The 20,422-nt window shown below is 63.4% G+C and carries 17 protein-coding genes and 1 tRNA gene; 12 read left to right on the top strand and 6 right to left on the bottom strand.

Annotated elements, in window-relative coordinates:
• Positions 1–149: 149 nt before the first annotated feature.
• Positions 150–905: an SDR family oxidoreductase gene (locus NKH59_RS25940; protein ID WP_352469547.1), complete on the bottom strand. Its 756-nt coding sequence runs from the start codon at positions 903–905 to the stop codon at positions 150–152.
• A 221-nt stretch (positions 906–1,126) separates the two neighbouring features.
• Positions 1,127–1,873: a tellurite resistance TerB family protein gene (locus tag NKH59_RS25935; RefSeq protein WP_352488764.1), complete on the bottom strand. Its 747-nt coding sequence runs from the start codon at positions 1,871–1,873 to the stop codon at positions 1,127–1,129.
• A 275-nt stretch (positions 1,874–2,148) separates the two neighbouring features.
• On the opposite strand from NKH59_RS25935, the gene NKH59_RS25930 reads away from it, so the two are divergent.
• Positions 2,149–2,508: a YybH family protein gene (locus NKH59_RS25930; RefSeq protein WP_352539344.1), complete on the top strand. Its 360-nt coding sequence runs from the start codon at positions 2,149–2,151 to the stop codon at positions 2,506–2,508.
• Positions 2,509–2,530: 22 nt separating this feature from the next.
• Here the strand turns inward: NKH59_RS25930 and trhO are convergent, their stop codons facing one another.
• A complete protein-coding gene (gene trhO, locus NKH59_RS25925; RefSeq protein WP_502908719.1) occupies positions 2,531–3,451 on the bottom strand; it encodes an oxygen-dependent tRNA uridine(34) hydroxylase TrhO in 921 nt (306 codons plus the stop codon).
• 169 nt (positions 3,452–3,620) lie between these two features.
• Here trhO and NKH59_RS25920 point away from each other — a divergent pair, with 169 nt between their 5' ends.
• Entirely contained in the window at positions 3,621–4,259 is a 639-nt protein-coding gene (locus NKH59_RS25920) for a 2-dehydro-3-deoxy-phosphogluconate aldolase (protein WP_352469543.1), read from the top strand.
• Between the two features lie 43 nt (positions 4,260–4,302).
• On the opposite strand, the gene NKH59_RS25915 is transcribed toward NKH59_RS25920, so the two are convergent.
• From NKH59_RS25915 to NKH59_RS25905, 3 genes are all read right to left on the bottom strand, one after another.
• Positions 4,303–4,376 (bottom strand) — tRNA-Gln (locus tag NKH59_RS25915).
• Between the two features lie 106 nt (positions 4,377–4,482).
• Positions 4,483–6,336 carry a peptidoglycan L,D-endopeptidase MepK gene (gene mepK, locus NKH59_RS25910; RefSeq protein WP_352539347.1) on the bottom strand — a complete coding sequence of 618 codons (1,854 nt, stop codon included), beginning with the start codon at positions 6,334–6,336 and terminating at the stop codon, positions 4,483–4,485.
• A gap of 359 nt (positions 6,337–6,695) precedes the next feature.
• The gene (locus NKH59_RS25905; RefSeq protein ID WP_352539348.1) at positions 6,696–8,273 is read right to left on the bottom strand and encodes a sigma-54-dependent transcriptional regulator; all 1,578 of its coding nucleotides are present in this window, start codon (positions 8,271–8,273) and stop codon (positions 6,696–6,698) included.
• Between the two features lie 152 nt (positions 8,274–8,425).
• On the opposite strand from NKH59_RS25905, the gene NKH59_RS25900 reads away from it, so the two are divergent.
• The 10 genes from NKH59_RS25900 (at position 8,426) to NKH59_RS25855 (ending at position 20,302) form a co-directional block, all read left to right on the top strand.
• Positions 8,426–10,261, top strand: coding sequence for a M3 family oligoendopeptidase (locus NKH59_RS25900; protein ID WP_352539349.1), 1,836 nt, complete (start codon positions 8,426–8,428; stop codon positions 10,259–10,261).
• Positions 10,262–10,651: 390 nt separating this feature from the next.
• On the top strand, positions 10,652–11,449 hold the full coding sequence (locus NKH59_RS25895; protein ID WP_352539350.1) for a helix-hairpin-helix domain-containing protein: 798 nt from the start codon (positions 10,652–10,654) through the stop codon (positions 11,447–11,449).
• Positions 11,450–11,606: 157 nt separating this feature from the next.
• Positions 11,607–12,758 carry an aminodeoxychorismate synthase component I gene (locus NKH59_RS25890; protein ID WP_352539351.1) on the top strand — a complete coding sequence of 384 codons (1,152 nt, stop codon included), beginning with the start codon at positions 11,607–11,609 and terminating at the stop codon, positions 12,756–12,758.
• Positions 12,707–13,369 carry an aminotransferase class IV family protein gene (locus tag NKH59_RS25885; RefSeq protein ID WP_352539352.1) on the top strand — a complete coding sequence of 221 codons (663 nt, stop codon included), beginning with the start codon at positions 12,707–12,709 and terminating at the stop codon, positions 13,367–13,369. Before NKH59_RS25890 ends, NKH59_RS25885 begins: the two co-directional genes overlap by 52 nt.
• A gap of 17 nt (positions 13,370–13,386) precedes the next feature.
• Entirely contained in the window at positions 13,387–13,674 is a 288-nt protein-coding gene (locus tag NKH59_RS25880; protein WP_352469536.1) for a YciI family protein, read from the top strand.
• On the top strand, positions 13,671–14,627 hold the full coding sequence (locus tag NKH59_RS25875; protein ID WP_352539353.1) for a heme-dependent oxidative N-demethylase family protein: 957 nt from the start codon (positions 13,671–13,673) through the stop codon (positions 14,625–14,627). Before NKH59_RS25880 ends, NKH59_RS25875 begins: the two co-directional genes overlap by 4 nt.
• Positions 14,611–15,849, top strand: coding sequence for a hypothetical protein (locus NKH59_RS25870; RefSeq protein ID WP_352539354.1), 1,239 nt, complete (start codon positions 14,611–14,613; stop codon positions 15,847–15,849). Before NKH59_RS25875 ends, NKH59_RS25870 begins: the two co-directional genes overlap by 17 nt.
• 122 nt (positions 15,850–15,971) lie before the next feature.
• Positions 15,972–17,417, top strand: coding sequence for a homospermidine synthase (locus tag NKH59_RS25865; RefSeq protein WP_353023464.1), 1,446 nt, complete (start codon positions 15,972–15,974; stop codon positions 17,415–17,417).
• A gap of 187 nt (positions 17,418–17,604) precedes the next feature.
• Entirely contained in the window at positions 17,605–17,979 is a 375-nt protein-coding gene (gene omp10, locus NKH59_RS25860) for an outer membrane lipoprotein Omp10 (protein ID WP_023720183.1), read from the top strand.
• 295 nt (positions 17,980–18,274) lie between these two features.
• Entirely contained in the window at positions 18,275–20,302 is a 2,028-nt protein-coding gene (locus tag NKH59_RS25855; RefSeq protein WP_352539355.1) for a 5'-nucleotidase C-terminal domain-containing protein, read from the top strand.
• Positions 20,303–20,422 lie beyond the last annotated feature (120 nt).

Genomic DNA, 20,422 nt, shown 5'->3' with positions numbered 1-20,422 from the left:
CGACAAAACCGACCAGAGCTTCAATGCCATCATTCATCTCGCTGCTGCCGTCATCAACTCCAAATGAATCTCAACAAGCCCTAGTGCATGTCGCCCAAAGTGCGCAGCGGTTTTGGGACAACGACATGTATACAACCTGGACCGGTTGCCTACCCTCGCCCGACAAACGGCATCTTCGTCGCCATCACGGTCATGAACAGCACGTTCGCGTCGAGCGGCAGGCTGGCCATATGGAGGACGGCATCGGCGACGCGCTCGACATCCATCACCGCTTCGGCGGCAATGGTGCCGTTGGCTTGCGGCACGCCGACCGTCATCGCCTGCGCCATGTCGGTCAGCGCGTTGCCGATGTCGATCTGGCCGCAAGCAATGTCGAAGGGCCTGCCGTCCAGCGCCAGCGTCCTGGTCAGCCCGGTGATGGCGTGCTTGGTCGCCGTATAGGGCACCGAGCCCGGCCGTGGCGCATAGGCCGATACCGAGCCGTTGTTGATGATGCGGCCGCCCATCGGCTGCTGCCTGCGCATGGCGCCGAACGCGGCGCGAGCACACAGGAACGAGCCGGTGAGATTGACCCCGACGATGTCGTTCCACACGTCGACCGGGATGTCGTCGATCAATGTCGATTTGTAGCTCGTGCCGGCATTGTTGAAGAGCAGGTCGACGCGCCCGAAAGCCGCAGCCACCGTCTCGAACAGATCGTCGACCTGATCGGCCTTGCTGATGTCGCAGGCGAAGGCCAATGCCTTGGCCTGCGTCGGCCCGGCCGCGGCGATCGCATCCTCCAGCACCGGCTTGCGGCGACCGCAGAAGACCGTATTCCAGCCGGCCTTGAGCAGCGCCGTGGCGACGCTTTTGCCGATGCCCGTGCCGGCGCCGGTGACGATGGCGGTTTTATAGTCGGTCATGGCTGTACTCCCTGAAAGGGATGAGGCATCGCAAATGACGGGAACCATGGCAAGCCGGCCCAAAGCCTGTGCTCACAAAAAGGGCGGCCGTTGGCGACCGCCCCTGATCCGAACCGGGCATGGGAGGAGGAAAACCGATCCGACTGACTGAAATCATGCGCTCACCGGATTAACGAGAAGCTAACGCCAACGGCGCCGAGCTCCGAGGCTTCCTCTTCGAGCTACCAGCGCGAGCCTGCGACCGGCTTGGCCGTGCTGCCCGCTGCCGGCACCTTCGCCGCCGTCACCGTCGCCTCGACATGGTCGACCAGCGCATCCGGCAGGCCGAGACGGCCGGCAAGCAGGTCGAGATAGCCGCGTTCGGCCCGCGTGTCCGGATCGATGGCAAGACGCGAGGCGGTGTAGAGTTCCAGCTTTTGCGCATCGGTCTTGGCCCCGGCGATCAGCACATCCAGATCGAGCGGCGCCTCCAGTTCCGACATCAGGAATTTCTCCGCTTCGGCGCCGACGCCGGCGAGGCTGAGCTTGCCGGCGATCTTCTGCCGCTCTTCGTCATCGACGTGACCGTCGGCCTTCGCCGCCGAGATCATCGCCCTGACCAGCGTCAGCGTGAATTCGTCTTCGCCCTGCGGCGCTTGCGACGGATGGAAGGCGGTATCGGCCGGCGGCGGCAGCAATTCCGGTTCGCCTGCAGCTTGCGTCTCGGCCGGCGCGTTGCCGTTCTTGTAGTTCTGGTAGGCCTTGTAGGCGAGGCCGCCGATCGCAGCCAACCCACCAAGCTTCACCGCCGCACCGGTGACCTGGCGGCCTGGGCCGGTTCCGAGCAGCACCGCGGCCAGCGCGCCGGCGGCAAGCGGATTGTCCTTGGCCATCTGCACCGCCTGCCCCGCCTTGTCGCGGACAGTCGATCCGGTGCCGGGAACTTGCGAGCCGAGCAGATCGTCGAGGAGCTTCTTGGGATCGAACATCAATGCCTCCAGAATTGGCCCGGCCGAAGGTGCGCGGGCAGGTTTGCACGTCGAAGACCTAGGTCCCGCAGTTTGACATTACAATGACGCGGCGCGTCCTTTTGCCCGCTGCCACGCATGACCTCGCACCGACATCTGCTTGGATTTCACGCGGAAATTACAGTGCTGCAGCCTCCTTCCGCGTCAAAAAACGCGCGACGCTGTGGACATCGGACGTGTCGAAACCAGCTTCGACTTCGGTAATGTCGCGGCATGTCGCTTGAGAGGAGCCTGGCATGACCGATGAGACAGACCGCCAGCCGGCACGCGACCCCCAGGAACTGGAGCGCCTGTTGATTTCACGGCAATGGGTCGGAGACATTGACGGCATGGCCGCGCTTTTCGAGCAGCATGCCGTCATCGACAGCGGTGGCGGACAGCTGACGTTCGGCCGCGAAGCCATCCGGGGGCTGTTCGCGGAGATCACCGCAACCGGCCGAAAATTTCAGTCCGGAGATCAGCGCCCGGCTGTCGTCAATGGCGACCTGGCGCTGACCTCGACCCGGCTTCCTGACGGCACCATCACCACCGAGGTCGCGCGCCGGCAGAACGACGGGACATGGCTGTGGGTCATCGATCGTTTCTCTGTTGCTTAACGTAAAGTTGCTTAACGTGAAGCTAACTTCCGATGTGACGATCGCCGCGCGCTTGCGCCAGTTCGACCTGGCGCTGGCGCTCGGAGTAGCGGGCGCGATCTTCGTCCGAGCGGGCATCGAAGCAATGCGGGCATGAAACGCCGGTGGCATATTCCGGCGACAGCCGGTCTTCTGCAGCCAGCGGATGCCGGCAGGCGCGGCAGAGTTCGGCCTCGCCTTCGACCAGCCCGTGCGATACCGAAACGCGCTCGTCGAAGACGAAGCATTCGCCTTGCCAGAGGCTCTGTTCGGCGGGCACATCCTCGAGATATTTCAGAATGCCGCCTTTGAGGTGGAACACATCCTCCAAACCGAGCGACTTCACATAGGCCGTCGCCTTCTCGCAGCGTATGCCGCCGGTGCAGAACATGGCGACCTTGCGCCCGTCGAGCTCGCGCCGATGCTGCTCGACCCAGGCCGGGAATTCGCGGAAGCTGTTGGTGGCGGGATCGACAGCGCCCTTGAAGGTGCCGAGCGACACCTCGTAGGCATTGCGCGTGTCGATGACGATGGTGCCCGTATCCGAGATCAGTGCATTCCAGTCGGCCGGCGCGACATAGGTGCCTGCACCTGCCGCCGGATCGATATTCTCCACGCCCATGGTGACGATCTCGCGCTTCAACCGCACCTTCATGCGGTGGAACGGCATCGTTGCGGCGCTGCTGTATTTGATCTCGAGGCCGGCGAGACCGTCGATGGATTCGAGATGATCGATGAGCGCCGCGATTGCCGTTTCACTGCCGGCGACCGTGGCGTTGATGCCCTCACGCGCCAACAGCAGCGTGCCTTTGATGCCGCGTGCGTAGCAGAAGGCGGCGAGCGGCGCGCGCAGCGCCTCGAAGGTGTCGAGCCGGGCGAAGCGGTAAAGCGCGGCAACGCGGAAGGCTTGGCTGGGAAGTGTCATCACCAAGCCACTAGACGCTCACGACAGCCGGATCAAGGCAGAGCCGGGAGCGGTCTGATCGCGGAAGGTTTCGAACACCACGCGTGACATCGCGACACGCCGCGTTTCGTGGACAGAAAAACCTCCTTCTGCTAACCGGTCGACTTGATCAACAGAGGAGAGACGACGAATGCCCAGCACGACCGAAAAGCTCCTGTCGCTCCTCAACGGCCAGCCGGTCATACCGGTGCTGAAGATCGCCAATCCCGCCGACGCGGTGCCGCTGGCCCGGGCGCTGGCCCGCGGCGGCCTGCCGGCGATCGAGATCACGCTGCGCACCGCCGACGCGCTGGAGGCGATCCGCCGGGTGGCGGGCGAGGTTGAAGACGCCGTCGTCGGCGCCGGCACCATCCTGGACGCCCGCCAGTTCGGCGAGGCGGCGGCCGCCGGTTCGAAGTTCATCGTCAGCCCCGGCATCACCCGCGAGCTTCTCGCGGCAGCCAAGGACAGCGACGTGCCGTTGCTGCCCGGCGCCATCACGCCGGGAGAGGTCATGGCCGCCCGCGAAGCCGGCCTGCGCTTTCTGAAATTCTTCCCGGCCGAACAGTCGGGCGGCATCGCTTCACTCAAGGCTTTCGCCTCGCCGCTTGCCGACGTGAAATTCTGCCCGACCGGCGGTATCACCGGCAAGAATGCCGCCGACTACCTCAGCCTGCCCAACGTCATCTGCGTCGGCGGTTCCTGGGTGGCGCCGGACGATCTGGTCAAGGCCGGCAAATGGGACGAGATCGAAGCCTTGGCGCGCGCGGCAAGCAAGCTCGGGCGCTAGCATCTTCTGCATCAAAAGCCGCCGCCGATCTGGTTCGCCGGGCTGGTTCCCGCTCATGGGCTCGAACCACGATTCACGCCTTCAAAGGGCGCTGTCCTACCATTAGACGAAGCGGGAGAATGCCGACCGCTGGTTAGCATCCCTGGATGAAGGAAGCCAGTGCCGGCGGTGGAGGCCGCGCGGGGGTGCCAGCGCAGCCTTTACGATATTTGCCCAGCGCGGCCTACTCGGTCTTGAAGCGGGCCACCGACATGAACTTGACGGCTTTGCCGGTGAACCGGTTTGCGTCGGCCATCTCGTTGCCCGGCTGGAAGCCTATCGTATAGACCTCTCTCGGTGCCGTACGGACGAAGTCGTAGGCGTAGCGCGGCGCCGTTGTCGCATCTGAAACGGTCGCGACATACTCACCGCTGTGCAGCGCCCACCGGGCGGCCTGCGGCGCGGCGGCGACCACCACCGGCTTGGGGCTGGGCTTCAGGTCGCGAGCGGTGGCCCTGGGTTCCTTGCGTGTGGTCTTCACGCCTGCACCGATGACGGCGGCCGGATCGGAGCCGGCCGGGCGGGCAACGATGGCCTCGCGCGGCGATGCCCCGTCGCTCGATGCCCCGTCGTCGCTCGCCGGTTCCTCGAACACCGATGCTTGCTCGGAAAGCGACGCGACCTTGTATTCGTCGGTCGCGCTGACCCTTTCCAGAACGGCCTTGACCTCGTCGGGCTGGGAACTGTCGGGCCGCGCCGACGGCAACACCGAGAATGCGTCGGTGGCGGTGTTGCTCCGCTCGGCCGCACTCGCCAGCGCCAGCAACACTTGCTTGTCCTGCGGCGCAAGACTAGCAGGCGAAAGATCGGCCGGCAGCGAATGATCGGGCCGCCAGCTCGGCACGGGAACGTTGTTTGCCGCGACCTGCACCGGGCCGGCCGCAGCAGACGGGTCTGCTATGCCGAACGGAACATTTGCCGGCGCCACGCTTGCCGGCGCTTGCGCGGTCGCCACCGCCTGTTCAGTCGATCCAGCCGCATCCGCCACGCCGAACGGAACGTTCTCAGGCGGCTGGGCGCCGACGTCCGTCTTCGGGCGCGGAGCAAAATCCGGCAGCGGAATGCTGCGCGCCGGCAATGCCGCGATGATCGTCTCCGGCGTGTCATCCTCCGGTTCAGGCGCAGGCGCCGGAGCATCGGCGACTTCCGGAATCTCGGCGCGCTTGGCATCCTGAGGCGCGACGATGGCAATGCCAGGCAGGTTGCTGCTCTTGGCGGACGGCGCCGGCTTCACGTTACGGGGCTTTGGCGCCGGCTCGGCCATCGCCACGTCGGCGCTGTCGTCCGCCTCGTCGTCGCCACCGCCGAACAAGGCTGCCAGGAACCCGCGGGATTTTTTGCCGCCGCCGCTTGCGCTGGCGAGCTCGATGGCCGGTGCGCCGGCGCCCTTGCGGGCCTTGTAGGAGGCGAGCGCCTGTTGATAACCAGGCAGCGGCTTGCCGTCGCTCGGCACATGCAGCGTCTTGCCGTTGGGGAACACGCGCGCCAGTTCCTGGCGGCTGATGCCGGGCCAGTGGCGCACATTGCCGACATCCATATGCACGAAGGGCGAGCCGGAGCTGGGGTAGTAGCCGACGCCGCCGCCCTGCATCCTGAGGCCGACGTCGCGCAGCTTCTTCAGCGGCACGCCGGGAATATAGAAATCCATCGCCCTGCCGAGCATGTGCTGGCTTTTTTCGGCGACGCCCCTGCTGCGGCTGCGCAGCATCGAATTCGTGGCCGGCGAACGATAGCCGCAGACGACCTGTATGTAGTCGGTGGCGCCGCTCTCCCGATAGGCCTCCCAGACCAGGTCCAGCAGGCGCGGATCCATCTTGGTCGGCTCGTTGCGACGCCAGTCGCGCAGGATGATGTTGATCTTTCGCAAGCCCGCCTGGTCGTAGCGGCCGTTGCGCTTGTAGACGATCTCCGCCTTTTCATGCGTGTGGAGATGATAGAGCTTCAGCGAACGTGTCTCGGCGCTGGCGCCGGTTGCCGCCGCTGCAAGGAACCCGACGGCAACAATCACCGCTGCCAGCCATCTCGGCCAGACGCTCATGTGATAATGCCGCCCGTTTTCGTGTCGTTCGATTCTGTTCAAATCAAAAGGCCTTGCAGGCTGCCGTTTTGTCCCCGGATTTGACCAAACGGATGCGTGGTGTGTGCATCCGAATATCGATCCTAATGGTTAATCATCGCTTATTGAAGCCGAAATGCGGTAACACGGTGGCGATATCCCGCCAAAAATATTGCGCAGGATATCTTGGTAAACCGCTGGTTTAGATCATGTTTTGGCGCCAGCTCGAAACACGATCTGTTACCGTCCGCCTTAATACGTGAACACTGTGGCGAACACATCATTTCGAGGCGCAGTTGCGTGGAATGATGTCCGGATGAGAACCGGCTTGGCCCTGTGACTCAGGAAGCGAGCCGTTCGACGCGGCCGGTTTCCGGGTCGATGCCGTATTCCTTGAGCTTGCGGTAGAGCGTCGACCGGCCGATGCCGAGGCGGCGGGCGACTTCGCTCATCTGGCCGTTATAGTGATCGATGGCGAGCTTGATCATTTCGAGTTCGACGTCGGCCAGCGCACGCACATTGCCGCGCTCGTCGAGCGCCCGCAGCGTGCCGAAACGAGGCCTGGCCGGTGCATCGGGCTCGGCCGCGGCGACGCCGACGGCGGCCGGGACGTTATCACGCGGCTGGCTGCCCGAACCCACTCCGGAAGCTGGCCACCCTGGAGTTGGCCCCCCTGAAGCTGGCCACCCTGGAGCTGGCAAGGCGATACCCGAATCGAGATTGACCGTGCCCTCGACTTGCGCCCGGATCTGCGGGAATTCTTCTTCGGTCAGCATGTCGCCGTCGGCGAGCACCGAGGCCCGGAAGACGGCGTTTTCGAGCTGCCTTATGTTGCCCGGCCAGTCATAGGCCTGCAGCATGGCAAGCGCCGCAGCCGAGATGCCCCGCAGGCGGTGGCGCGGATCGGCGGGCGCCACCTTCTCCATGAAGTGCTCGACCAGATAGGGGATGTCGCCGCGACGGTCGCGTAATGGCGGCACGAAGATCGGATAGACGTTCAGCCGGTAGAACAGGTCCTCGCGGAACTTGCCGTCCTTGACCTGCTGCAGCAGGTTGCGATGGGTTGCCGAGATCAGCCTGATGTCGACCCTGACGGTCAAGCGGCCGCCAACCGGATCGACCTCGCCGTCCTGTACGGCGCGCAACAGCTTGACCTGCACGTCGAGCGGCAGGTCGCCGATCTCGTCAAGGAACAGCGTGCCGGTGTGCGCTTCGACGAACTTGCCGGTATGTTTTTCGGTGGCGCCGGTGAACGAGCCCTTCTCGTGCCCGAACAGGATCGATTCGACCAGATTGTCGGGGATGGCGCCGCAATTGACGGTGACGAAGGGTTTCGAGCGGCGGTCGCCGCTGCCCTGGATGGCGCGCGCCACCAGTTCCTTGCCGACGCCGGATTCACCTTCGATCAGGATCGGAATGTTGGACGCCGCCGCCTTGCTGCCGAGCCGGATCACCCGATCCATCGCCGGACTGTGGGTGATCATGTCCTTGAACGTCAGATGGCCGCCGCGCTGCCGTGACGAGCGCTTCACTTCGCCTTCGAGCGCTTCGACCTTGAGGGCGTTGCCGATCGACGCCTGCAGCCTGTCGGGAGAGGCCGGCTTGACGACGAAGTCGAAGGCGCCGTGACGCATTGCCGAAACGACGGTTTCGATGCCGCCCTGCGCGGTCTGCACGATGACGGGAATATGGATGCCACGCTCGCGCATCGCCTTCAGCACGCCGATGCCATCGAGGCCCGGCATCATCAGGTCGAGGATGATCACCGACACGTCGCGCGCATTGGGTCCGTCGACGAGATCGAGACCGGCCTCGCCGCCATCGGCGACGATCGCGGTGTGGCCGAATTTCGTCACCGCCGCCTCGAGCAGCCTGCGCTGCACGGGATCGTCATCGACTATGAGTATGGAAGCTGCCATGACTGATCCGACCGTGCCCGCCCGAGAATGCGCCCTATGGATCATCTTGGCACAGGGTTCTAAATAAGCTTTCAAAAAACCCGGTGAATGAATTCCTTAGGATTTGACCGGCTTCTCGTTTCCTCGAATTTTTGTGTCTGGAAGGATCGGCAATGCGCATGGTTTTTGCTCGAAAGCTGGCGGCGGCGCCCGGTCAGGGCGTGGCGGAGCTTGGCGACCTGCCGGAATGGAATCTAGCCGATCTCTATTCGGGCATGCAGGCGCCCGAGTTGAAGCGCGACATCGCCAAGGCCGCCGCCGATGCCATCGCCTTCGAGAGCCGTTGGAAAGGCACGCTCGCCGCCGAGGCCGGGCGTGGCGGCGCCGGCAGGCTTGGCGAGGCGCTTCAGGCCTATGAAGCGCTGGAGGAGCTGATCGGCCGCATCGTCTCCTATGCCGGGCTTGTCTATGCCGGCAACACGTCGGATCCGCAGCGCGCCAAGCTCTATGGCGACATCCAGGAAAAGATGACCGATGCCAGCGCGCACCTGCTGTTTTTCGCGCTCGAGCTGAATCTCATCGACGATGGTGCGATCGAAACCGCACTCGCCGCCGATCCGGCCTTCGCCCATTACCGGCCCTGGGTGCTCGATCTGCGCAAGGATAAGCCCTATCAGCTCGAAGACCGCATAGAGCAGCTCTTCCATGAAAAATCGATCACCGGGCGCGGGGCCTGGAACCGCCTGTTCGACGAGACGATGACCGATTTGCGCTTCGACGTCGACGGCGAGGAGCTGACGCTGGAGCCGGCGCTCAATCGCCTCCAGGACGCAGACAGCGAGGTGCGCCGCCGGGCGTCCGAGGCGCTGGCCACGACCTTCCGCAAGAATTTGCGCGTCTTTACGCTGGTCACCAACACGCTGGCCAAGGACAAGGAGATCTCCGACCGCTGGCGCGGCTTCGAGGACATTGCCGATTCCCGCCATCTCGCCAATCGCGTCGAACGCAGCGTGGTGGATGCGCTCGCCGCCGCGGTTCGCGACGCCTATCCACGCCTGTCGCATCGCTATTACGCGATGAAGGCGCGCTGGCTCGGCATGGAGGTGATGAACCACTGGGACCGCAATGCGCCATTGCCCGAGACCCCACAGGCGGTCATCGGCTGGGACGAGGCCAAGAACACCGTGCTTTCCGCCTACCAGCGCTTTTCGCCCGACATGGCGGAGATCGCCAGAACTTTCTTCGACCGCAACTGGATCGATGCACCGGTGAGACCCGGCAAGTCGCCTGGCGCCTTCGCCCATCCGACCGTGCCTTCGGCGCATCCCTATGTGCTGCTCAACTACATGGGCAAGCCGCGCGACGTGATGACGCTGGCGCACGAGCTCGGCCACGGCGTGCACCAGGTGCTGGCCGGCGGCCAGGGCGCCCTGATGGCATCGACGCCGCTGACGCTGGCCGAAACCGCATCGGTGTTTGGCGAAATGCTGACCTTCCGCTCGCTGCTCGAGCAGACCACCGACAAGCGCGAACGCAAGGCCATGCTCGCCCAGAAGGTCGAGGACATGATCAACACGGTCGTGCGCCAGATCGCCTTCTACGAGTTCGAGCGCAAGGTGCATGCCGAGCGCAGGAGCGGCGAACTGACCTCCGACAAGCTCGGCCAGTTCTGGTTGGAAGTGCAGGCGGAAAGCCTCGGGCCGGCGATCAAGCTGCGCGAAGGGTACGAGGTTTTCTGGACCTATATCCCGCACTTCATCCACTCGCCTTTCTACGTCTATGCCTACGCATTCGGCGATTGCCTGGTGAACTCGCTCTACGCGGTCTACCAGAACGCCGAGCGCGGCTTTCAGGAGAAATATTTTGCCATGCTGCGCGCCGGCGGCACCAAGCATCATTCCGAGCTTCTAGCGCCGTTCGGCCTCGACGCGGCCGACCCTGCCTTCTGGCAGATCGGGCTTGGCGTGATCAGCGGACTGATCGACGAGCTGGAAACACTGGACAAGTGATGCGCAACACTGGACGATGCGCAACACCGGATGACCGGGTTTTCCAGAACAGTTTAGCAGCAACGCATATTGGCGATGGTCTATTCTTGTCTTGGTTATTTGTTCTTAAATAACTTTCCATGGAAGTTTTCCGTTAGATTCCCGTAAGCTGTATGATAGCGTCCGCCCTCAAGCTCAGCCGGGCACGAATGGATCCGGTCGGAAAATCCCGACCGGCCATGGCGTGTCGGCGGATGCGACAACGGTTGTTGGCCAGGGGCAAACCGGTCGCCGACAGCTCGATCGAAGCCGGCTGTTCTGCAAATTGCGGAACCACCATCGAATGGTCCTTCGCCGAGGTCATGGCTCTACAGGCCAGGGCGGACGGATCGGACTGGAGAGAGAAAGACAATGGGCACTTTTTTCTACATGCTCCTGGCGTTCCTGGTAGGTGTGTTGGTTGGCTGGTTCATTTGGGGACGCCTGCGTGGCGAACTCGACAGTTTGCGCGGCGATCTAGACCGCAGGCGCAGCGAACGCGACAGATTGCGGGCCGATAGCGACCGTCTGACCGGTGAGTTGGATGCATGCGGCCGCGCCCGCGCCGATCTCGAACGCCGGCTGGGCGAGGCGAAAACCACCCAGGCGCCAACCGCGAAGGCGGCAACAGCCAAGGCGCCAGCCGCCAATGCCGGTGCGACCAAGGCGGCGATGCAGGCGCCGTCAACCCTGATTTCGACATCCGCACCAGCCAAACCGGCGCCGAAGAAATCTGCAACGGCGAAGGCCGCGACCGCGCCACGCGCAAGTGCCGCGAAAACGGCAACGCCGAAACCGCCTGCATCGAAAGCGAGCGCCGCGCCGACGGCAAGCAAGGCTGCGCCGGCGGCAAGCAAGGCCGCGCCGGCGGCAAAGAAAGCCGCGACCGGCAAGGCAACAGCTATTGCCCCAGGCAAAGCCAACGACCTGCGTCGCCTGATCGGCATCGGCCCCACCAACGAGCGGCTGCTCAAAGGGCTTGGGGTCACGACCTATGCCCAGATCGCCGCCTGGACACCCGACGATGTCAAGCGGATCGAGGCGACGTTGAATTTCGACGGCCGCATCGAACGTGAACGCTGGATCGAGCAGGCGAAACTGCTTGCCGCCGGCGACGAAAAGGAATTTGCGCGCCGCTTCCCGACCGCGGGAGAAGCCAGCAACACCTGATCCATCGCAAGGCGGCATCGGGAACAAGGCGGCGCTCTCGGGCGCCGCTTTTGTTTTTGCCCGCCGCGCCTTTGCGTCTTTGGACGCCGTTCCCTCGATTGCGCACGGTCGAGCCCCCATATAGATCGATCGCTGGTGACCGCAGCATCCGAGCCTTATGTCCCTGCCCCTGCCCTTTGCAATTTTCAGGAACGACGAGACCGCGCGGCAGCTCGTTTTCGACCGGCCGGCCGAGATAATCGCAGCGCATGGCGAGGCGGATTTTTTACCGGCGCTGGAAGCCGCGCAGGCTGCACATGACGGCGGCAAATGGCTGGCCGGTTATTTCTCCTACGAGGCCGGTTACCTGCTCGAACCCAAGCTCGTTCCGCTGCTGCCGGCCGGCCGCCGCGCCCCGCTTTTTTGCCTCGGCGTGTTCGATGCGCCGGTCGAGCAGACGGTCGCGCCAGGCGATCCGCCGGCCAGCAACGGCCCAATCTTCGACGCCAAGGCAGCCTGGTCTTCGGACGACTACGCCAAACGCTTTGCCAGGCTGCATGACCACATCCGCAAGGGCGACTGCTACCAGGGCAATCTGACCTTTCCGGTCCATGCGCAGTGGTCGGGCGACCCGCTGGTCGCCTTCAACGCGCTAACCGAACGCCAGCCGGTGAAGTATGGGGCGCTGGTCGCGCTCGGCGATCCGATCGTCTTGTCGCGTTCGCCCGAACTGTTCTTCGAGGTGGACGCGGAAGGCATGATCGAGACGCATCCGATGAAGGGCACCGCGCCGCGCGGCGCAACAAAAGCCGAGGACGATCGCCTGAAAGCGTTCTTGCGCAACGACGAGAAGAACCAGGCCGAGAACCGGATGATCGTCGATCTCCTGCGCAATGACATTTCACTGATCAGCGAGGTTGGCACGCTCGATGTGCCGGAGCTTTTCCGCATCGAGAGCTACCCGACCGTCCACCAGATGGTGAGCCGCGTGCGGGCGAAACTCTTGCCCGGCCTCGCCATCCATCAGATTTTCGCCGCGCTGTTCCCCTGCGGCTCGATTACCGGCGCACCGAAGATCCGCGCCATGGAGATCCTGCGCGAGCTGGAAAGTGGCCCGCGCGATGTCTATTGCGGCGCCATAGGCTGGATCGCGCCCGGGGGCCGGATGCGCTTTTCGGTGGCGATCCGCACCATCTCGCTCTTTGCCAATGGCGAGGCGGTCTACAATGTCGGCGGTGGCGTCGTCTTCGATTCGACAGCCGAAGAGGAGTACCAGGAGTGTCTGCTGAAAGCCCGTTTCGCGACAGGAACACTGCCGATTTCGAACTGATCGAAACAATGCGCTGGGAACCCGGCTCGGGTTTCCTCCGTTTCGACCGCCATCTCGCGCGGCTTTACGGCTCGGCAAGCGAACTCGGTTTCGCCTGCGATCCGACAAGGGTCGGCGAAGCGCTGATGAATGCGGTCGGCCACCAACAGATCGCGTTGCGCACCCGCCTCGTCCTGTCGCGCAAGGGCGAAATGGCGGTGTCGGTGCAGCCCTACGAGCCGCTCGCCGCAGACAAGGTCTGGACCCTGCAGCTGGCGCGCGTGCGGCTTGATTCGAGCGATATGCTGCTGCGCCACAAGACCAGCCGCCGACAAACCTATACGCGCGCGCGCGCCGAATATCTCGCCGGGCGCGCCGACGAGGTGCTGCTCGCCAATGAGCGCGGCGAAATCTGCGAGGGCACGATCACCAATGTCTTTGCCGATTTCGGCGACGGCGTGCTGGCCACGCCGCGGCTCGATTGCGGCCTGCTGCCTGGCGTCCTGCGCGGCGAACTGCTGGATCAAGGCCGCGCCGGTGAAGCGGTCTACACGTGGAACGAACTGAAATCGGCCAAGGCGCTGTTCGTCGGCAACTCGCTGCGCGGATTGATCCCGGCGCGGCTGGGCTGAAGCATCTGGAGACAACAATGTTCGTGGTTTCGCTGAACTACAAGGTGCCGCTGACCGAGATCGACCGCCTGCAGCAAGCGCATGTCGAGTGGCTGAAGGCCTGCTATGCGCAAGGTATCTTTGTCGCCTCCGGGCCAAAGCGGCCAAGGACCGGCGGCATCATCATCGCGCGTGGTCCACGCGAAGTGCTCGAAGCCAGACTGGCGGACGATCCCTTCGCCAAGGCAGGTGCCGCCGATTACGAAATCACCGAATTCACGGCGAGAATGGCCGCCGCCGCACTGGAAGCCTACAAAGAGGCATGAGCTTCCGCCCGCCGACCCACACACCCTATGACGGCTCGTCGAAACTGTTCACCATCGGGCTGAAGCCGCTCAATCTCGATAGCTGGATCGAGGTCGACGAATATCTGCTGCCCTATCTTGCCGAGAAACGCCGGCTTTATGCGGAAATTCCCGGCAAGGTTTTTGTCGAGGAGCAAACAACGCGCGACGCTCAGCGCGAAGTGCTCGATCTGCTCGGTGCGCATCTGGCGGCGAACTTTCCTGAGACCCACAGGCGTACCGACAATGCGATCGAGGTGATCGGCGGCATCGACAATCTCGAGGGCTCAGGCACCTCAGCTTCTTTCAGCGATGCGCCGCTTGTCGCGGCCTCGTTGCTCGTCCAGGAGGATTTGATCCTGATGCGTCGCGACGAGAGCGGCTGGCGTCTGGCGGCCGGCTCGCTCTGCTTCCCGTCGTCATGGTCGCTGATCGAAAAATTCGGCAAGCCGCTGCAGCAGATCCACGCGCCGGTACCGGGTTTCGGCCCGGGCACACGCCCGGCCGATCTCATCAACCGCATGTTCGACGGCCTCCAGGGCCAAGCCGTCGAGCGCTACAACTGGTCGATCCAGGCGGGCGACGCACTCTACCACCCGCTCTCCAACCTCGAACGCGTCGACCGCGCCAGCAATCGCCCGTCGAGATTCCCGGATGGCGACATCGACGCCCATGCCTTTATCCGCGTCGAGCGGCAGACGCTGAGAAAGCTCCCCGTTTCGGGCGACGTACTCTTCACCATCCGCATCCATCTCGACCCGCTCGCCGTGCTGGAACGCCACCCCGACCGCGCGGCGCTCGCGGCGTCCTTGGCCGAACAACTTCTGGCGCTGGACGAGGCACAACTCGACTACAAGGGGATGACCGCCGACCGTGACCGGCTGGTGGAAACACTGAAAATGATCGCTGGGGGGAACAATGATCCAGCATCTTAGCAGGCCGGTCACGTTCATGGCCGCGATCCTGGTGCTGTCGACAGCAGCCGAGGCGGAGCCGGTGACTTATGCCGGCAAGCTTGGAAAGGCCGATATCGTCGTCGAATTCACCGGCGACCCCGCGGCGCCCGGCGGCCCGCTGGCCGGCCGCTATTTCTACCGCTCGAAGGGCGTTGACATCCCGCTGCAGGCCCGGTCTCAAAGGGGCAGCAAGTTCGAACTGGCCGAGGAGGAGGCATGCGGCGCCGACAATTGCGATGACGGAAAGGCCGCGCCGATTGCCGCTGTGTGGCGCCTGGCCTCATCCAGTAACGGCAAGACCCTTGAAGGCAGCTGGAACGGAAAGAAGGCGCTGCCGCTCAGATTGGAACGGGTCGCAAGTCGGCAAGTGACCGGGAACGAGCCCGGCACCCCGCTCGATCTCTACGATTTCAGCTTCATGAAGTTCTTCGCCAATGACACGCCGCTCACTATGGAAACGTCCCCTTATGACTATCTGCGGATGGACACTCAGCTCGATAACGGCAAGACGACTGGTTGGCCGGACGCAACCTACCGCTATGTCGTCGACCCCCGCACCAGGTTTGCCACGCCGCGCATTGTCGAACTGTCCGGCGACGTTCCGATCGAGGCCGCGAATGCTCTGCTGCAAGAGAGGCACTGGCGCGCAAACATCGGCGCACTGGGCTGCGTGGCGGCGCAATATGCCGGTTTCAACGACGGCGGGCCAATTGACGGTATGAACGGCGGCACGCTCGGCGGCTATGAGGACAGCACATTCGAAGTGACGTCGCTGACTCCGCGGCTGATGAGCTGGCGGGAGTCCGGCAGCATCTTCTGCGGCGGAGCGCATCCGACCAACTATTCGGACGCCTACATCATGGATGTGCGGCGCGGCGTCCTGCTTGGCCTTCAGGACATTTTCTCGGATACGGTGGATGGCAAGCCCGGTCCTTCCCTGGCCTCCTTCGTCAAGCAGCGGCGCAAGAAACCGATCGATCAGACCGATATCGATCACGAAGCCGAATGCGGCATGGACGATCTCATCGGCGAATATCTAGCGGTCAGCCTCTGGCGTGAGGGCGACAAGCAGGTTCTGGTTTTCGGGCTCCAGACCCTGCCGCATGCCATCCAGGCCTGCGCCGACGATCTGCTGGAACTGCCGGTCTCCGAGGCACGTGACCTCTTCAAGCCTGCATTCGCGAGACTAGTCGAGCCGTAGCCGGGATGGCGCGGCGTGAGGCCGGCCGTCCGCTTTTCGCTTTATTGTGACAATGATCTATGGTTTGTCGCGCCGCGGCCAAGCCGCTGTTCCGAAGCGTTTTTTGAGGGAGTAATCGATAAATGGCGAATGAAAACTGGCCCGTTTACGGTGAGATCACCGGCCCTGTAGTGATGATCGGCTTCGGCTCGATCGGACGGGGAACGCTGCCGCTGATCGAGCGCCATTTCAAATTCGACAAGTCGCGCATGACGGTCATCGACCCGCGCGACACCGACCGCAAATTGCTCGACGAGCGCGGCATCACTTTCATGCAGGATGCGGTGACCAAAAAGAACTACAAGAAGCTGCTGACACCACTTTTGACCAATGGCGGCGGCCAGGGCTTTTGCGTCAACCTGTCGGTCGACACTTCCTCGCTTGAGCTGATGAAGCTCTGCCGCAAGCTTGGCGTCCTCTATATCGACACGGTGGTCGAACCCTGGCTCGGCTTTTATTTCGACGAGAAGGCCGACAACGCCTCACGCACCAACTATGCGCTGCGCGAGACCGTACGTACTGAAATCGCGAAGAACCCGGGCGGCACCACGGCGATCTCGTGCTGCGGCGCCAATCCGGGCATGGTCTCGTGGTTCGTCAAGCAGGCACTGGTCAATCTCGCCACAGATCTTGGCCTCGACTTCTCGGAACCCGCGCAGCACGATCGCGAAGGCTGGGCCAGGCTGATGAAGAAGGCCGGCGTCAAGGGCATCCATATCGCCGAGCGCGACACCCAGCGCACCAAGAAGCCCAAGCCGATGAACGTGTTCTGGAACACCTGGTCGGTCGAAGGCTTCATTTCGGAAGGGCTGCAGCCGGCCGAGCTCGGCTGGGGCACGCATGAGGCGTGGATGCCGAAGAACGCCAAAAGCCACAAGAACGGTTCGAAGGCCGCGATCTATCTGGAGCAGCCCGGCGCCAATACACGCGTGCGCACGTGGTGTCCGACGCCCGGCCCGCAATACGGTTTCCTGGTGACACACAACGAAGCGATCTCGATTGCCGATTTTTTCACGCTGCGCGGCAAGAAGGGCAAGGTGCAATACCGGCCGACCTGCCATTACGCCTATCATCCCTGCAACGACGCAGTGCTGTCGCTGCACGAGATGTTCGGTGTCGCCGGCAAGGCTCAGCCCGTGCATCACGTGCTCGACGAAAATGAACTGGTCGATGGCGTCGACGAACTCGGCGTGCTGCTCTACGGCCACGCCAAGAACGCCTACTGGTACGGCTCGCAGCTGTCGCTGGCCGAGGCGCGCAAGCTGGCGCCCTATCAGAACGCCACCGGCATGCAGGTCACGTCGGCGGTGCTGGCCGGCATGGTCTGGGCGCTGGAAAATCCCGTGGCCGGCATCGTCGAGGCCGACGAGATGGATTACAAGCGCTGCCTCGACGTGCAGGGCCCCTATCTCGGGCCGGTCAGGAGCTATTATACCGACTGGACACCGCTCGACAATCGGCCTGGTCTGTTTCCCGAGGATCTCGATACCAAAGACCCGTGGCAATTCCGCAACATCCTCGTTCGATAGCAGCGTTGCCTCGACACTCGGCCAGCTTGCAATCGCCCGGAAATCGGGCGATTGAAGAGGGGCGGCCTAGAGCCACGTGCGTCCATTTGGACGCACAAAGTACGCTCTAGCACTTTGAATGTGCGCATCGTGCTTTCCGAAAATCGGATCGATTTTCGGGCCGATGCGAGAGGAGAGGATCTTGAAGATGACGATTGCGCAAAGACTGCTTTCGGCTGGCATTGCCGCGGCCGCTACGGTCGCGTTGGCGGCCTGCACGACAACCGGCCCAGGCGAGCCGCCGGTGATCACGGCCAAGGGGGTTGAAGGCTCCTGGATCGACGCGCAGGGCACGGGCTTGTCCACCTTCAAGGGCGGCAGCTTCGCGACCGTCGCAACCGACACCGGCCAGAAGCTTGCCGATGGCAGCTACACCATGACCGGCGGCACCTCAGTCGAGATTCATGGCACTTCGCTGATCCGCCAGACGCCAATCAGCTTCAACTGCCTGATGGTCTCCACCAGCCAGCTCAATTGCACCAGCGCGAGCGGGCAGAATTTTGTGCTGACCAGGCGCACCTGAAATCCGATTCCGAATTGACTTTGCAAAAGACGGCGGCTTCAAGCCGCCGTCTTCTTTTTACGCCGGCAAAGCTGATGCCGATTTCCGCTTGCATCGACTGAAACGCGATGTGAACATAGCCCAAGAGGGCTGTTACATCCCAGTCAAACAAGAGCGTTAAACGCCTCTGCGCATGACCCTGAAAATCGGAGTCGATTTTCGGAAAGGATCATGCGCAAAATAAAAATTGGTACAGCGTCCTTTGCGCGTCCCAAATGACGCGCGGCGCTGTACTCAAGTTATCCGGGAGACGAGAATGAAGAAGATTGCTGCCATCGCCGCGCTGTCGGCATCGGCGCTTGGCCTGTCGGCAGGGGTATCCTTTGCCGACTACACGCTCAACATCCTGCACATCAACGACTGGCACAGCCGCATCGAGAGCAACAACAAGTACGAATCGACCTGCTCGGCCGAGGAGGAGACCAAGGGCGAATGCGTCGGCGGCGCCGCCCGCCTGGTCACCGCGATCGCGCAGGAGCGCAAGAAGCTGGAAGGCCAGAACGTGCTGCTGCTCAGCGCCGGCGACAATTTCCAGGGCTCGCTCTTCTACACGACCTACAAAGGCAAGACCGAAGGCGAATTCCTCAACCAGATGAAATTCGATGCCGAGGCTCTCGGCAACCATGAGTTCGACGATGGCGAGTCGGCGCTGGCGCCGTTTCTCGACATGATCCAGTTTCCGGTGCTCGGCGCCAATGTGAAGGCCAATGCGCAATCCAAGCTCGGCGACCGCGTCAAGCCGTCGATCGTGGTCGAGGTCGGCGGCCAGAAGATCGGGATCGTCGGCGCGGTCACCAACGACACGCCGGAGCTTGCCACCCCTGGCCCGAATATTGCCATCGAAGACGACGTCAAGTCGATCACCGCTGAGGTCGAGAAACTGAAGCGAGAGGGCGTCAACAAGATCATCGCGGTGACCCATATCGGCTACAAGCGCGAGCGCGACGTGATCGCCAAGATCCCGGGCGTCGACGTGGTGGTCGGCGGCCACAGCCATTCGCTGCTGTCCAACACCGACCCCAAGGCGGAAGGCCCTTATCCGACGATGGTCGACAATCCGGACGGCTACAAAGTGCCGGTCGTCCAGGCGGCGTCCTATTCGAAATATCTCGGCGAGTTCAAGGTCGTGTTCGACGACAACGGCGTCGTCAAGGAGGCCAGCGGCGATCCCATCCATCTCGACAAATCGATCACGCCCGACCCCGCCGTGCTTGCCCGCATCAAGGAACTCGGCGCGCCGATCGAGGCCTTGAAGAACAAGGAAGTCGCCGAGACCACCAAGGCGATCGACGGCAGTCGCGAAAACTGCCGCGCCCGCGAATGCGAGATGGGCAATCTGGTCTCCGACGCCGTCCTCGACCGGGTCAAGGGCCAAGGTGTCGAGATCGTCATCTCGAATGGCGGCGGCTTGCGCGCCTCCATCGACCAGGGCACCGTCACCATGGGCGAGGTTCTCACCGTCCTGCCGTTTCAGAACACGCTGGCGACCTTCCAGATCTCCGGCAAGGATTTGCTTGCCGGCCTCGAAAGCGGCCTCAGCCAGGTCGAGGACGGCGCCGGGCGCTTCCCGCAGGTTGCCGGCCTGAAATATGCGTTCGACAAATCGGCGCCGCCTAACGGACGCGTCAAATCGGTCGAGGTCATGGAAGGCGGCGCCTGGACGCCAATTAAGCCGGACAAGGATTACCTGGTCGCCACCAACAACTATGTCCGCCAGGGCGGCGACGGCTACAAGGTGTTCGCCGAGAAGGCCAAGAACGCCTATGATTACGGCCCGGGGCTGGAACAGGTCGTCGCCGACTACCTAGGCGCGCACCGGCCCTATACGCCGAAGCTCGACGGCCGCATCACCGAGATCGCCGCGACCGTGGCCCCGGCCGCAGAACCTGCCAACCCTGCCGAACCGCCAAAACCTGCTGAGGCTGCGCCGGCAAAGCCCGTTGAGCCGGCAATGCCCGAAATGCCGGCCGGCTCCGGCGACATTTCCAAGACGCCGCCGGCCGTCCCGGCTGAAACAGCGCCGGCACCCGCACCCGCCGAGCCGGCCCAGCCGGCGGCACCTGCGGCTCCGGCCACACCGGCTCCGGCGACCCCTGCTCCGGCCGAGCCGGCACCGGCCGAAAGCAGCCATGTAATCGTCGCCGGCGATACCTATTGGGATCTCGCGGTGAAGGCTTATGGCGACGGCACCAAATGGAAAATAATCTCCGATGCCAACAAAGCCTACGAGCCACGCCGCCTTCCGGTCGGCGCAACCTTGACGATCCCGGCGGCCTCGAAGTAATCCGGCCGCAGGAACGCAATGCACCCGCCCGGCAGACCGGGCGGGTGTTGCATTTCTGGGATAAGGTGCGGCCAGACGCAGCATTTGAAAACCGGCGCGGCATCGCTACTTTCGCCGCGG

The sequence above is a fragment of the Mesorhizobium sp. M0998 genome (genome assembly GCF_040318885.1).
Classification (GTDB): domain Bacteria; phylum Pseudomonadota; class Alphaproteobacteria; order Rhizobiales; family Rhizobiaceae; genus Mesorhizobium.
This window is presented reverse-complemented; position numbering and strand designations above follow the sequence as displayed.